Source organism: uncultured Pseudoteredinibacter sp. (assembly GCF_947502065.1).
GTDB lineage: Bacteria > Pseudomonadota > Gammaproteobacteria > Pseudomonadales > Cellvibrionaceae > Pseudoteredinibacter.
The window spans coordinates 207,031-220,800 of sequence record NZ_CANMYE010000004.1 but is presented as its reverse complement, the minus strand read 5'-3'; the positions used below and the strand labels follow the sequence as shown (position 1 = coordinate 220,800).

13 protein-coding genes are annotated in these 13,770 nt (G+C 44.3%); 5 read left to right on the top strand and 8 right to left on the bottom strand.

Annotated elements, in window-relative coordinates; all coding sequences use genetic code 11:
• Positions 1-39 precede the first annotated feature (39 nt).
• The 3 genes from Q1A41_RS12510 (at position 40) to Q1A41_RS12500 (ending at position 3,793) form a co-directional block, all read left to right on the top strand.
• The gene (locus Q1A41_RS12510; RefSeq protein ID WP_299979384.1) at positions 40-1,326 is read left to right on the top strand and encodes an ATP-binding protein; all 1,287 of its coding nucleotides are present in this window, start codon (positions 40-42) and stop codon (positions 1,324-1,326) included.
• A 143-nt stretch (positions 1,327-1,469) separates the two neighbouring features.
• A complete protein-coding gene (locus tag Q1A41_RS12505) occupies positions 1,470-2,174 on the top strand; it encodes a hypothetical protein (RefSeq protein ID WP_299979382.1) in 705 nt (234 codons plus the stop codon).
• A gap of 47 nt (positions 2,175-2,221) precedes the next feature.
• Entirely contained in the window at positions 2,222-3,793 is a 1,572-nt protein-coding gene (locus Q1A41_RS12500; protein ID WP_299979381.1) for a hypothetical protein, read from the top strand.
• 61 nt (positions 3,794-3,854) lie between these two features.
• On the opposite strand, the gene Q1A41_RS12495 is transcribed toward Q1A41_RS12500, so the two are convergent.
• From Q1A41_RS12495 to Q1A41_RS12475, 5 genes are all read right to left on the bottom strand, one after another.
• The gene (locus tag Q1A41_RS12495; protein ID WP_299979379.1) at positions 3,855-4,874 is read right to left on the bottom strand and encodes a GTP-binding protein; all 1,020 of its coding nucleotides are present in this window, start codon (positions 4,872-4,874) and stop codon (positions 3,855-3,857) included.
• Positions 4,875-4,882: 8 nt separating this feature from the next.
• Complete coding sequence (locus Q1A41_RS12490; protein WP_299979377.1) at positions 4,883-5,290, bottom strand: MerC domain-containing protein; 408 nt, start codon at positions 5,288-5,290, stop codon at positions 4,883-4,885.
• A 90-nt stretch (positions 5,291-5,380) separates the two neighbouring features.
• Positions 5,381-5,773: a DUF2306 domain-containing protein gene (locus Q1A41_RS12485; RefSeq protein WP_299979375.1), complete on the bottom strand. Its 393-nt coding sequence runs from the start codon at positions 5,771-5,773 to the stop codon at positions 5,381-5,383.
• A 190-nt stretch (positions 5,774-5,963) separates the two neighbouring features.
• On the bottom strand, positions 5,964-6,803 hold the full coding sequence (gene yghU / locus Q1A41_RS12480; RefSeq protein ID WP_299979372.1) for a glutathione-dependent disulfide-bond oxidoreductase: 840 nt from the start codon (positions 6,801-6,803) through the stop codon (positions 5,964-5,966).
• A 191-nt stretch (positions 6,804-6,994) separates the two neighbouring features.
• On the bottom strand, positions 6,995-8,212 hold the full coding sequence (locus Q1A41_RS12475; protein ID WP_299979369.1) for an alginate export family protein: 1,218 nt from the start codon (positions 8,210-8,212) through the stop codon (positions 6,995-6,997).
• Between the two features lie 598 nt (positions 8,213-8,810).
• Between Q1A41_RS12475 and Q1A41_RS12470 the strand changes: the two genes are divergently transcribed.
• Together Q1A41_RS12470 and Q1A41_RS12465 are read left to right on the top strand one after the other, a co-directional pair.
• The gene (locus Q1A41_RS12470) at positions 8,811-9,512 is read left to right on the top strand and encodes a hypothetical protein (RefSeq protein WP_299979367.1); all 702 of its coding nucleotides are present in this window, start codon (positions 8,811-8,813) and stop codon (positions 9,510-9,512) included.
• Between the two features lie 2 nt (positions 9,513-9,514).
• On the top strand, positions 9,515-10,294 hold the full coding sequence (locus Q1A41_RS12465) for a hypothetical protein (protein ID WP_299979364.1): 780 nt from the start codon (positions 9,515-9,517) through the stop codon (positions 10,292-10,294).
• Between the two features lie 67 nt (positions 10,295-10,361).
• Here Q1A41_RS12465 and Q1A41_RS12460 read toward each other — a convergent pair whose 3' ends face one another.
• Genes Q1A41_RS12460 through Q1A41_RS12450 form a run of 3 tightly spaced genes read right to left on the bottom strand, consistent with a single transcriptional unit; the run spans position 10,362 to position 13,733 of the window.
• Complete coding sequence (locus tag Q1A41_RS12460) at positions 10,362-10,943, bottom strand: ABC-type transport auxiliary lipoprotein family protein (RefSeq protein WP_299979362.1); 582 nt, start codon at positions 10,941-10,943, stop codon at positions 10,362-10,364.
• A gap of 10 nt (positions 10,944-10,953) precedes the next feature.
• Entirely contained in the window at positions 10,954-12,582 is a 1,629-nt protein-coding gene (gene pqiB, locus Q1A41_RS12455; protein WP_299979359.1) for an intermembrane transport protein PqiB, read from the bottom strand.
• On the bottom strand, positions 12,579-13,733 hold the full coding sequence (locus Q1A41_RS12450; protein WP_299979356.1) for a paraquat-inducible protein A: 1,155 nt from the start codon (positions 13,731-13,733) through the stop codon (positions 12,579-12,581). Before Q1A41_RS12450 ends, pqiB begins: the two co-directional genes overlap by 4 nt.
• Positions 13,734-13,770: the final 37 nt, after the last annotated feature.

Below are 13,770 nucleotides of genomic sequence, written 5' to 3'. Positions count from 1 at the left end.
GAATGATGGCACTAGTTCAATTGTTGATCGGAACCGCCAGTGAAAAGCCAGTTTTTTAAACTCTATTTCGGTTTAATTGCCAGTGTCATATTTGCTGTAATCGCCTTGCAGTCCTTGTTCTTTGGCATATGGGGTGATGCCCAAGACGAGTTGTTCTCCCAGCAGTTTGAAGCCTATCGTCAGCTAGCGATCACTTCGGCGGATAGTCCTCAGCAACAAATTAAGCATATGCAAGCCTTAGCCAAGAGTATGGGGGCTGAAGTTAATGTTGCCGAGGAAGAAGAGCTCTTTGATGAAGAATTACCATTGCTAAGGGAAAAGGGCGTTCTTGTGATTAACTCCGACGAAGCCCTTAGCTATTTCCTTATCCCAAATGATCCCAATATTTACCGATTTCAGTATCGAGAAAACCACCCTTTGCTAGATCAGTTAAGTCTGAGTGCGGATTTAACCATGATCGCTGTATTCTTAGCTTTGGGATTAGTGCTTGGCGCCTGGGTATATTTTCTGAACGCTAAATTGGTGGCATTAAACAGTGCTGCCGAAAGGCTGGCAGCGGGTGATTTAGCCGCACGTGCCCCTAAAGCTAAGGGCCAACAAGTTGGGCAGCTAAACCAAAGTTTTAACTTAATGGCCGAGCGCATTGAAAAGCTAATCGAGAGCCACAAACAATTAAGTAATGCTATTGCCCATGAACTACGTTCGCCAATATTTCGTCTGCAGTGCCAGCTGGATATGCTAGCTGACGAAGAAAGTGCTGAAGCTAGAGCCAAATACATTAAAGGTATTGACGATGATGTAAAAGAGCTTGGCTATCTTGTTGAGGAGCTGCTGCAGCATGCCAAAATGGAAAATGCACAGTACCGAATTCAGCGTGAGCCGGGGGAAATTGTGGCGTGGTTATTTCACTCCTTACAAAGTTTGCAATTGGAATCGGATATTGTAATTCGTTATTCCCATAGCGAAGAAAGCTGTCAGTACTCTTTTGATAGCGCACTTATGCAAAGGGCGGTGCAGAACATTATTCGTAATGCATTTCGATACGCAAATGATCTGATCGAGGTTAACCTACAGCTCGATGGACAAGCGATCCTGATTCACTTTGACGATGATGGTGAAGGGATACCTGAAGATCAACGAGAAGCCATATTTCGTCCCTTCCACCGAATTGACACTGCTAGAAGCCGAAACTCCGAGGGATATGGGGGTTATGGCTTGGGACTGGCGATTGTTCGACAAGCCATAGAATTACACGGTGGTGAAGTCAAACTGAGTGAATCTCCTACCGGTGGTGCGCGATTTAGCTTTTGCTTGCCCATGAACTAAGCATGTAAAGCTGAATTGCCCCCGGACTTACAAACCCTGACAAAGTCATACTCTTTGCAACTTATCTCCCTTCTATTGTTTTTTGATAATTAGATCTCCAGGGCTCGGCACTTTGCTTGAGTCAAAATTATGGAGATTAGCCAATGACTCAAAAATCAATGGCCAGGCGCTTGCGCTTACCCCAATCCAAAACACTAGCTCTTACGCTGATACTGTTCTCGTCGGTTTTCTTAACGGCCTGTGAGCAGTTGATTATGCTCCAGATGAATAATCAAACCTTAACCGAAACCAAAGTTAAAGGTGACAAATTGTATCTTATGGGCATTATCAATTCTAAAAGCTATGCCCAGCTTAAAGCTGTGATTGCAAATAATCCACAAGTCAAAACACTCGTGCTGACGGTAATGCCAGGTAGCATCGACGACGAAACAAATCTACAAATGTGTCATTACGTTCGACAGCAAGGTTTGTCTACTTATTTGCGTAGTGACAGCGTTATTGCTTCTGGGGCCGTCGATCTTTTTATGTCTGGAGTCGAGCGAGAAATGGAATCTGGCGCGAAGTTAGGCGTTCATTCTTGGGGTGACGGATTTAAAGAAGCGCTGGATTATCCTCGCTCGGCTTTAGAGCATAAGCCTTATCGAGATTTTTACTTGGCTATGGTGGGTAGTGAGGATTTCTATTGGTATACCTTGGAAGCGGCCAAAGCAGATGACATTCACTGGATGAGCGAAGTAGAAATTTTCACATATCCTGTATTAACCCAGCCGATCAAAGCCCATAAAAACCACGACCCTATATTTCCTGAGCAAGAGCAAATGCGTGAGGAAGTACTAAGCGACTCTTAGTGTGGGTTTAATGGTGTAAGACTTGAACGATTATAGTGAGAATGCCTATGTTTAAAATACTTATGTTTAGAAAAATGATTAAATCGATAGCTTTACTTTCAGCGGCTCTATCCCCTAATTTATTGTGGGCGCAGGCTGCTGGAATGGATGACTTACGTATTGTAGAAATCCCAAATGTACAATTTGGGCAAGAGTTTAGCATTGATGTTCTGAGCTCTGATCGCTCAATGTATCTAAGTGGCCGAAGTGTATCGACGGGCACTGAGTTGTTGATCGATCGCATTACTGACCCCAGCGGTAAAGTTATTTATTCGGCTGTAGTAAATGGCGATAACATTAATGTGACGGGCAATGTGAGTAAAGATGCGCTTGCCAATCTGGCCGATTTTGCGGTGCTGCTCCCAAGCAATAATCACCCAGAAAGTCAGCTCAAAGCTGGAGAGTATAAAGTACGCGTAATCTCAAATGGTGGCGATACTCGTGCAATGGATGTGCGCGCTGTTTTTAAACAACATGTCAATGGCAGTCAGGCGGTAGATGTAAATATTCTAGTTTTAGATCGCAGTGCAAATACTCGCCAGCGCAGCTTGAGCGAAAGCTTTAAAAGCGGTTTATCGGGCGAGATAAATCGTTTAATGCGACCACACCAATTGCGCCTTGGTAAGTTAAATATTCAAGAGGCTGATCAAGCTTTGTTGGCAAATTTCGCAGATACCCATGAGGACGAAATTCCAGCTTTATGCCAACAATTAAGCCAGCGCTTTGGCGCTGGGCGAGCCTTAAACATCGGCTTGGTGGAGACCATTAGCTCATCTGAGGTACAAGGCATTGCGGGCGTTTCCCCTGGTTTGCCGGCAACGGTAATGCATGAAAACTATCGCAATAGCTGTGTGCTCATGTCAGAGCGAGCCTATGGTGCTGATATTGCCGGGCATGCGGCAAACCTTGTGCACGAGATGTCACATCTGATGTCTATCCCTCACACAACCGAAGAAAGCGGCCAAAAACACGATAGTTTTAGCGATACCTTAGAGTGTGCTTTGCGGGATTTCGATGGCCGAAGTAATTTAGGCGTTGATGGGCGAGCTGGAGATCAAGCCGTCGATGACTTTGAATGTGGTAGAGATGGTGGCGCGAATAACTATATGTTTTACAGTGGTGTTGCTGACTTTATGCCTTTCAATATGAGTGAGCAGCAAGCGACGGTACTTAAAGCCCATCCATTGTTTTATCCAGTTGCTTCTGCGAATGCCAGTGCATCTTGGTATAACCCGGAACAGTCGGGGCATGGTTTATCGGTAGAGGTTTTGGATGATGGTAGGGCGGTGATTTACTGGTATACCTTTGATCAGGCTGGGGCGCCCTTGTGGATCGTAGGCACCGGTAATGTTGTGGGGCCGCTGATTGAAACTCAAGCGATTACAGTTTCTGGCGGTGAGTTTGGTGCAGCCTTCGATGCCAATAAGGTCAGTCGCAGTAATTGGGGTACTCTCGATCTAGCCCTTGATCCAGAGGATTGTAGACGAGCAACATTGAGTTGGAATAGCAGCGCAATGGGAAGCGGCAGCATGCCAATGACAAGATTGAGTAATCTTGCCGAAGTGAGTTGCAAAAACTAAATCCAAGTATCCAAACGCCTAGTTTAATGTTAGTGCTGTCTAGGCGTTTGGGGTGAGATTTTTAAGCGCTTGGCAGGCGACAGTCCAGCAACTGCTTTTCCCAGTTTGGATCGAGCTTGCTGGCAATAATTTCAAATCGACTTTCCATGCAGTCATCTAATTCGATTTCCTGTAAGCCATCTGGGGTTTTGTTAAAGCCCCAAACGCCACTTTCGGTAATACAAACGGCTTTCATTCGCTCGGCCAATAGCTCGTTTGCCCAAGCATAAAGCTTAGAATGATTAAATAGTACATTGGGAGAGAAGCGCCAGCCAATGCTGGAAAACTCTTCGGAGCTATTGCTTTGACTAATAAAGCCTTCTTGGGGGATGGCGGTGTCTTCAAAACTATTAGTTGCTAACGCGTCTTCTGCTGATTCTTCTTCGGCCGCCGAATCATGGTGGTGAGAACAGCATTTTTGCAATTGAAACCCACTAGCCCCTGATAAGAGCTCGAAGGGGAAATCACCTTGGCTGCAAAAGACTGTCTTTACTTGTGATTTTCCTTGGGTTTCTAAAAAGCTGTGTAATAGTTGCTTATGTTCTGGGCGATATAGATCTTCTTTATTGGCGGCTACAACATCAGCAATATTCACCTGCTGTAAAAAGATGGGGTTTTCGGTGTATCGCTCATCATTGAGTTTGCGAGCATCAATCAAAGTAAGGCACTTTTGAATATCCAGCACATCTTGATAATGCTCGGCATGCAATACTTCCATAACTTCTTTGGGATGGCCTAGACCACTGGGTTCAATGAGTAGGCGGTCAGGTTTAGCGCGTTGCAGTAGCTGATTTAGGGCGATATGCATGGGCAGGCCCGCTGCGCAACACATGCAGCCACCAGGCACTTCCCGGACAAATATTTGATCTTGTTGTTGTGATTCGATGAGCTTCCCGTCGATACCAATTTCACCGAACTCGTTGACTAAAACAGCCCAACGCTCGTCTTCTGGTTTTTGCCTTAGTAGATTTAATATGCTGCTGGTTTTACCAACACCTAAAAAACCGGTAATGATGTTGCAAGGTACAGCTTTTATAGTCATGTTTTAATCTAATTAGTTTTATTGTTGCACGAGCATTGCTCGGCTTGGCAAAGGCGATAGTTTTTCCAGTGTGCCAAGGCGATAACGATAGCGGCTACCACACTTAAGGTTTTTTCACCCAATTCGCCAACGGCTTCATGGCCTAAAATAAGCGGCGTAAGCAAGATGGCAATACCAATTAGACCAAGCTCTGCGACAGAGCGTTGGCGATGCTCTCTACAGCCTATTAAAAGGCTTAACAGACTGCATGGTACTACAGCGAGAACCATCCAGCTGTGAAATGCTTCATCCAGCAACGCTAAGCCTGTAAGGGAGGGCAAAGCCGCCAGCACAATAGGCGTTGCGAGGCAATGAATGCTGCAAAGTGCGGAAAGGCTGATGGCGAATTTATCACCCAGTTGGCTGACTTTAATCATGATGTCCTTAATGGCTAGGAGGGAGGTCAATATTTAATGTTATAACATAACATTAAATATTGAAAGTGATAATGGTTTTCATTTGTTTTGTTAGACGGCGCCGAATAGCCAGCTGTGTAAAATACGCCCCGGCATAAAGGCAAAGGTCCCTGCTATCAATACACCGCCAATAAACAAACCCATCATCGAGCTTTTGTGTGCAACTATGTCGCCTCGACGGGCAGCCAGGAAAGCCGCTGGCACTGCGTAGAGTGTGAGTAGACTGAATAGGTGAATGAAACCGAAATGACCGAAAAGGCGGCTTCCAATCGCCGCTGGCATCAAAAGGGTGATGACTCCTGTCAGGAGCATTAATACCATATAGATTTTGCCTAAACTCTTATGAATAGCGGTGCCTTTGCGGCAGATAAAAAGGTAAATGCCGATTAAGGCGGCAGGGCCAACAGTCACTAAATGCATGTACATTAAGGGTTCGTAGCTCATCGCAAAGCCTTTATTATTTATTAATGTTTGCGCAACTATAGTAAGGCTAAGTTAAGGAGTAGGCAATTGGCTGGCAGGCAACTGTGGCCAAGAATTATCAGTAGGTTGATGATTTAGGAAAGCCTGCAGTGTATTTGCACTGCAGGCTTGGGTGGGTCTTCGCTTGATTGCTTCGTTCAGGCTAGCGCTCTCAATCCAAATCGCTGGCGCTATGTCTCTCCTTAACTTGCTCATGTTCTTCGCCCCAAACTCGGTTGACCTTACGGCCGCGCTGTACTGCTGGGCGAGCGCGAATTTCATCAGCCCAACGCCGGACGTGGGTATAGGATTCAACATCCAAGAACTCAGCCGCATTGTACAAATGACCTTCGACCAAGACTCCATACCAGGCATAGTTAGCGATATCAGCAATAGTGTATTCATCACCACATAAAAAGCGGCGTTCCGATAGGTTTCGATTAAGCACATCTAGTTGACGCTTAACTTCCATGGTAAAGCGATTAATTGGATACTCTTGTTTGGTTGGCGCATATGCATAAAAATGCCCAAAACCGCCACCGAGATAGGGCGCGCTACCCATCTGCCAGAATAACCAAGACAAACATTCCGCACGAGCGGCCGGCTCAGTTGGTAAGAACTCACCAAACTTTTCGGCCAGGTGCATCAAGATAGCGCCGGATTCAAATACCCGAATTGGTTCCTCACCACTGCGATCATGCAATGCTGGAATTTTGGAGTTAGGGTTTACCGATACAAAGCCGCTACCAAACTGATCACCTTCCATAATATTAGTAATCCAGGCGTCGTATTCAGCGCCTTGGTGCCCGAGAGCAAGTAGCTCTTCGAGCATCACGGTAACTTTTACACCGTTGGGGGTGGCTAGGGAGTACAGCTGAAAGGGGTGCTCGCCTACGGGCAGATCTTTTTCGTGGGTAGCGCCGGCAATGGGGCGGTTAATACTGGCAAATCGATTGTCATCGTTTTTGTCCCAAGTCCAAACCGCCGCTGGGGTATAGTCTTGCTCGCTCATAAAATGGCCTCGGCAAAAGATAATTTGGTTAAATATAAATACCCTGCTAGCTTAATTGCAAGAGCAGGGCTTTGCCAAAGATATTGCAGTTATAAGCTTAGTGGGACTTACATATCTTTATTGAGTGACGTTTATAGCCTGTTATTTGTCTTTTGGGATTGCTTTTATAAGGGCCGCTGAATTACAAAAAACTAAAAGCTGATTAAAAGCTGTATCCAGAGTTTTCGGGTATCCGTTGCGTAACTATCGGCTCTATAGTCAGCGTACTTCAGAAGGCCCTTTAAATGTTTGTTAAATGTGTATGCCATAGAGGCATTCCATTCAGTACCTAAATCGTCCTGGGTATATTCTGAATCGAGCTGGTGATAGCTAATATTAACCGCGATGCCAGAGTATTTTGTGCCAAAGCCTATATAACGATCTTCAACACCATCATTGGGTGTGCCTAAGAATTTATCAGCAAAACCTTGGAATTTGTGTAATGTTGCCAGCGGAGTAGTAAATGCTTTCTTGCCGTTATCGCTTGCAAGGGTTTCTTGGCCGATTTTCCATTTTATCCTCCCCGCGCTGCCGTTAGCTTCTAATAGCCAATAATCGGCATCATAAGCTACAGGGTTGCTGCCCGTATCCGATTGCTTGGCAAAGCTGGCAGTGATATTCAGTGCTTCATATTTACCGTTGTAACGTATACCGTAACTATTGCTGGAAAGAGTCAAGGCACGATCAAAATCGAGATTGTAATTGAACAGTGTAATATTTTGCTTTTCAGAAAGTTGAAACTTTGTATTTAATAGATGGATCGAACCTTTGATGTTCGCTTTATCACCGTCTGGCCCAAAGATACGATTTACATTGTCTATATAGCTGTAATCAAATTGTTTACCGTCGCCTTGGTATTTCAGCCGCAAGCCATCATAGGTCTGCTCATTTTGACGCCAGCCGACAGTACCCACAAATCGCTGATCATCCAGTTTAATTCCTTGTCTTCCCAAAGTTGCACTAAAGCCTTTGTCTGTGTACTGGATAAAGGCTTGATTTATTTCGCTGCCTTCAGGGTCGGCGACTACTGGAAATAAGGCGTTACCATTGCTCGTGCTGTTGTAGTCGTCATCTCCAATGCTGCGTACATCATCAAATTCAATTTTAGCTGAAAAGCCAGAGGAAGTGCCTGATAGCCAGCTTAAGCGTGTACGAACAGTATTGGCCTGAGCGTCCTCGCTAAGGCCATCTTGGTCCACGTATTCGTGGCGTAGGCGAAAACTCAATTTAGTACTGCTAGCGTTGAAAAACCCTTGCTCGGATAATGGTTTTTTTTGCTCTGCAAATAAAGTGTCAGCATGAAGAAGAGCAGAAATGAGGAGGCAGGAGTGGATGAAGCTTCTATCAGCTTGCTTTATTGCTTTATTCATTTGAAGGACCAGACCATTAGTATATGAATTGATTTGTTGAGCGCTGCATAGGCGAAATTTGCTGCATAGATTTGAGTATAGTCAAAAACGACAAATTTAAAGTCGTCTAGGCAAGCAGCTTGTTTAGCTTAAGTGCTTGTCTTTTTAGACAAATATACAGGCAGCTACCGTTAATCAGATAAATTAACTATTTGTTGTTAAATGACTCTGAAACTTTCTTTATTGCCAATTCATCAGTGAAAAAATATGTTAGTTTTCCGCGCGATTTTTAGGCTGCTTACGAGTGATCGTGAGTGGTATTTAAAATGGTCGAGTTCAAAAGGGTGAGGCGCCCAAATCCTGTGAGGCTTGTCCATTCATTGGGCAGTCATACTGTTATGGGCATACTAAGAGCTCCGTTGTTCTACGGAGAAGGGCTGATATTCATAATCGAAGATACATTCGAGTGAGAACCCCTTAATCATTAATTAGATCGTAGGAATCTATAGCCGTGCAATATATAGATAGGGGGCGCTTGTGGCGGCCCAAAATACTAAGTTGTTTGTTGTTCCTTTGTTGTATCAATCTCCGTGTTTATGCAGCTGCCTCGGTGGAGGATGTGCATAATATTGCAGATATCTGTACCAATGTTCAGACCGTTCTTAAAGACTATTCCTTAGTCGGGATGGGGGTTAAATACGACGACCCTGCTAATCATCTTAAGAAAACCATTGAAAAAATCGATACTGAGTTCAAGGCTCTTAAAAAAGGTCACCACTTGGGCCCAAAGATCGATGCGATGGTTATCGAAAAGGAGAAAACCTGGAAGAAGATTAGGGAAATTGCGCTTGCTAAACCTGATCGAGAAAAAGTCCTTGAGCTTCACTATATTATTGAAGCTTTTGATAAAGAGTGCTGGGCAATCGCAGAGCTAATAGCGGCTGAAACTCATGTTGAAGGTGAGCACTATGTCATAGTCGCTGCTGAACTGGGGATGGAAGTTCAAAGACTTGCTGCACTTTATATGATGAGAGCTTGGGATGTGCCCAATCCAAAATATTTCGAAGAAGTTCGGACCATCTTGGATGAATTCGAGGTTTACTATCATGAGCTTATTGAACAGGCATACCCAAAGTATGTTAGCGACGCGACCAAGACCAAATTAGATAAGATTGAAAGATCTTTTCTGGTTTTCGAGCGAATGGCTGAGAGTAAATCCGGTCGCTTTGTACCGGCATTAGGGCAGCGTTCGGCAACCCGCTTAGTAACACAAATTAACGACGTCATAGATGATTTAATTGTGGCGATTGAAGAGAAGTAGAAATGAATACCCTAAATTTACTGGTCAGTTCCTTTGCTAAAAAAGCGGTGATACTGGCTTTATCTATTATGAGTCTAAGCCCGGCTGCTTATGGAAAGGTGGCAAATATTGAATACTTAAGCGCTGCAGAGGATATTGCAGTGATGAGTCAAAGCTTGGTTAAAAACTATTTTTACTTAGGCGAGAATCTAAATTCCTCGCGATCAGGGCAGATGTTAGATGAGCATATCGCCAAAGTGGATGCGAGCTTAAACAAGTTGAAATCATTCGAAAATCAAGATCAGATTGAAGATGATTTGATGTTTGTAGATATGATTTGGGCAGAGTTTAAAGATACCCTCAATCAAGATTATAGCCGTGATACGGGCTTGCTGGTGATTGATATGGGAGAGGTTCTTCTTGAGGGTTCAGAGAATATCGCAACGGTACTGTATGGCTCTACCCAAGAAGCCAGCGGTATGATTGATGTAATTGAGCAGCAGCGCTATCTTATTGAACGTATGGCTAAACTGTACATTATATCGATTGCGGGCTTTAAAGACTTTAACGTGGCTAAACAAACCAGCAATACCGTAAAAACTTTTGATGATGGATTGCTGAAAATTGAAAATAATGGCTACCCCGACAAGGTAAAGAAAAAAGTATCCAAGCTGCGTAAACGCTGGGACTCTTCTAGATCCTATTATTTGAAAGTAGAGGAAGGTGATTTACCACGCACAGTGTTCTTTAATACCGAGATGATTGAAAGGCTTTTGTCAGATATCTTCAAGTATCATAAATGATCCTTCTCTGGCCGCTGCACTTGAGTTGCAGCGGCCGCTTCTATCCGATCTTGGCTCACGCTTTTATTTATTCCTTGCTCGCGCTTCTATCTATCTTGCCAGCAAGTTCCACCAGTAGCATTCTTAACTTTTCGATGGCATGTACATAACCATCTTGGTCGAGATTTAAGGAAATATTAAAACTATGTAGCTGGGTGCTGTTGCCACTGGGTTTAAACCAGTAGTCGCCGGTGATGATAGCCTTGGAATCCTCGGTAATTAAAAAGTGCTTTATATCAACGAATAGCTCTTTAGCGGAAGCCTTTCCTCGTTGTTGACGGTTTAAGTAGCTTATTCCAGAATTCTGTAGTCTTAGCTGATGTAGCAGCGCTTTTTCTAAGCCTGCCTGCAGTTGCTCTGCCCAGCGGTGTTTGCTGGAAAACTGTAGCTGGCTAGAGTTTAGCTGCATGACTATATGTTGGCTTTGTAGGTAGTCAGCTAACTGCAGCGATTGCAATACAACTAAATTTTCCCCAGAAAAATCCATTGCTTTATCAATAGCGCTGGGTTTGTGCAGTAGATAATAGTTAATTTCATCAGGTTGGCTAGCGCAAGAGCTTAAGCCGATGAAAATAGACAGTAATATTGTTATTCGTCTTTTAAAAAACATTGCGGCTACCTTATTGTTTGCCTGCAGGCTCAATTTCATCGCTTTGCTTACTGGGGAATACTAAGCTGTTGGGTGCACGGTTTAGCTGTTTCAACAAAGGTTGCAAATCTGTAAGAACTTGCTGCACACTTTTCATGGTTTTGTTCAGTTCGATGTTAGTGTCTGACCCTTGTTGATAATCCTGCAGAAGCTGATTGACTTCTGCTAGCGTATTGCCCATTTCAACAATAATATGCTTGTCCGCTTGTTGGCTAGTGTGTTGCAGCGCTTTGGCTGTTTTAGACAGCTCACTAAGCAGCTCGTTAGCGTTTTGGGCAAGCTCTTGAAGGGGGAGCTGATTTACCTTATTGAGTATTTGGTTCATTTTCTCAGCAATTTGACCAATCTCTTCAGGCAAGGTAGGTATCACTGGATAGCCGTTGAAGCTACTGATTGAATCAGGTGCGCCTATTTCAGGGTAGATGTCGATGTCGACATATAAGGCCCCGGTAATCAAATTACCTGTCTCGAGTGTAGCTTTCAATCCTCGCTTAATCTCGGCTAAGGTTTGCTTTTCCAAATACGCTACACCCTCAGGGCTATCGTCTTGCTGAATGCGACCGGGTTGGATTTCAATAATCACTGGAATCGAATAGTTACTGTCCATCACCAATTGCTTGGCGTAAACTTCGGGATTAATTTCAAGCACCTTACCAATTACAAGACCACGGTATTCAACAGGTGCTCCAACTTTTAAACCGCGAACTGTATCGTCGATCATTAGTGCGAACTTTACTCCGTGCTTATAACGCTGATCGCTGGCACTTTGAAAATCGGGGTAAATATCGAAATAGTCCCTTTCGGTTATCTGCTTGCCTAGGGGCATGCCCTTGGGCACATCAAACGTGACCCCATTAGTTAATAGGGTCTCCACACTACCGGTTTGAATTTCTAGGCCATTTGCACCCAGATTAAACTTTATGCCGCTGACATTCCAAAAGCGGGTGTTTTTGGTGATGAGCTGGTGATAAGGCGCTTCGATAAATACATTGTAATAAACGATGCGCTCTTCAAGGTTGAAGTAAATATCTTCAAATTCACCGACCTTCAGGCCTTTATAGACAACGGCATCACCTTTTTCATAGGCAAACTCATCATTACTGTTAAGCGTGATGTGTAGCCCAGGTGTGCCAATAGGGGTAACGGGTGGCTCACTACGCGCTTGAAAGTCCGATTCTGTTTCACCCTCTAAGCTGGGTTCCATATTAATATAAGGGCCTGAAAGCAGGGTGCTCATGCCAGAAATACCGCTAAGCGATACCCTGGGTGTTACGATCCAAAACTCGGTATTTTCGGTAAGCATATCCTCAGCTTCTTTGGACATTTGAGCGGTGATCACAACACCGCTTAAGTCTGGTTTTAATTTAATACTTTTAACCAGACCAATATCAACTTCCCTAGCTTTAATTTTGGTTTTCCCTGCCTCAAGGCCTTCGGCATGCTCAAAAGCGATGTTAATCATTGGGCCCTGGTTGCTCCATTGGTAATAAATAAACCACAAGCCGATAATTAAGGCTACACAGGGAACCAGCCAGACAGCCGATAGCTTTCTAGAGTCTTGTATATCGGCTATATCAGAGTATTTATTGTCTTCACTCATACAGGCTTATCTGCTCCAGATGTTGTAGAGGGCCAGCGGCTATTGGCCCAAATTAATCGTGTATCAAAACTCATAGCCGCTAGCATGGTTGCTATCACAACGCCACAAAACGCCATAGCAGCAGGTCCTGGGTAGATGCTCATTATATTTCCCAGCTGAATTAGGCTTACCAATATCGCAACCACAAATACATCCACCATAGACCAGCGACCGATAAACTCTGTTACGCGATACCAATAAATGCGTTTTTGGGGGTTTTTACTAAAGCCCTTTTGAACGCTGTAGTTTAACCAGCAGAGAATAATCAGCTTGGCTATGGGTACAACGACACTAGCAATAAAAATAATGGCCGCAATGGGGTAGGAGCCAAGCTCCCACAGTAGTAAGACGCCCCCCATAATGGTACTAGGCTCATCTTGCCCTAGAGTGCGGGTATACATGATGGGTAGTAAGTTGGCGGGTATATAAAGAATTAAGGACGTTATTAACAAGGCCCAAGTTCGTTGAATACTAAGCTCTTGTTGCACGGGGCGGTGCGCAAACTCAACTTCAAAGCGCTTTTTTAACTGTTGCTTATCGACATAGAGTAGGGTGGCAACGGTTGCGACCGTAAAGCCTATATAGCTGTAAAAAGAGGGGCCCAGGCCAACATCGGCTAAGGATACGATTTTGATCAGGCTGACAGTCACACCCACCAGAAAGATTTCTACCATGCTCCAAGGTAAAAACAGATAAATCAGTTTGGCAATGCGGTTGGCTCCCCAGGGATTAAATTTACAAAGGTGGCAGCCATATAGATAGAATAAGCTTAGTAGAATTGTTGCGGGCAAAATAAAAATGACCAATAGCAGCAATGTCGCTAGCGATAAGTACTCCCTGCTAGCTAATATCTGGATGCTACCGGGTAAATTCATTGATTGTGATAAGCCTTGGCTGGAAAATGACAAAAACTCAAAGGGCAAAGAAAAGCCAAGGAAAATTAGCGCAGTTAACGACAGCGCGACTATCGCCTGCTCATGATTATGCTTCTGTGCGGCCAGCTTGTAGCCGCAACGTGGACAATGCGCATTTTGGTTGTGGGCAAGCTCAGGCAGGGCGCTTGGCCAGTCACATTCGTGGCAGTTAACTATATCTTGCTGCGCGTATGGCATAGGGTGGAAACCTAATCACAAGGCTTGGCGTGAAACC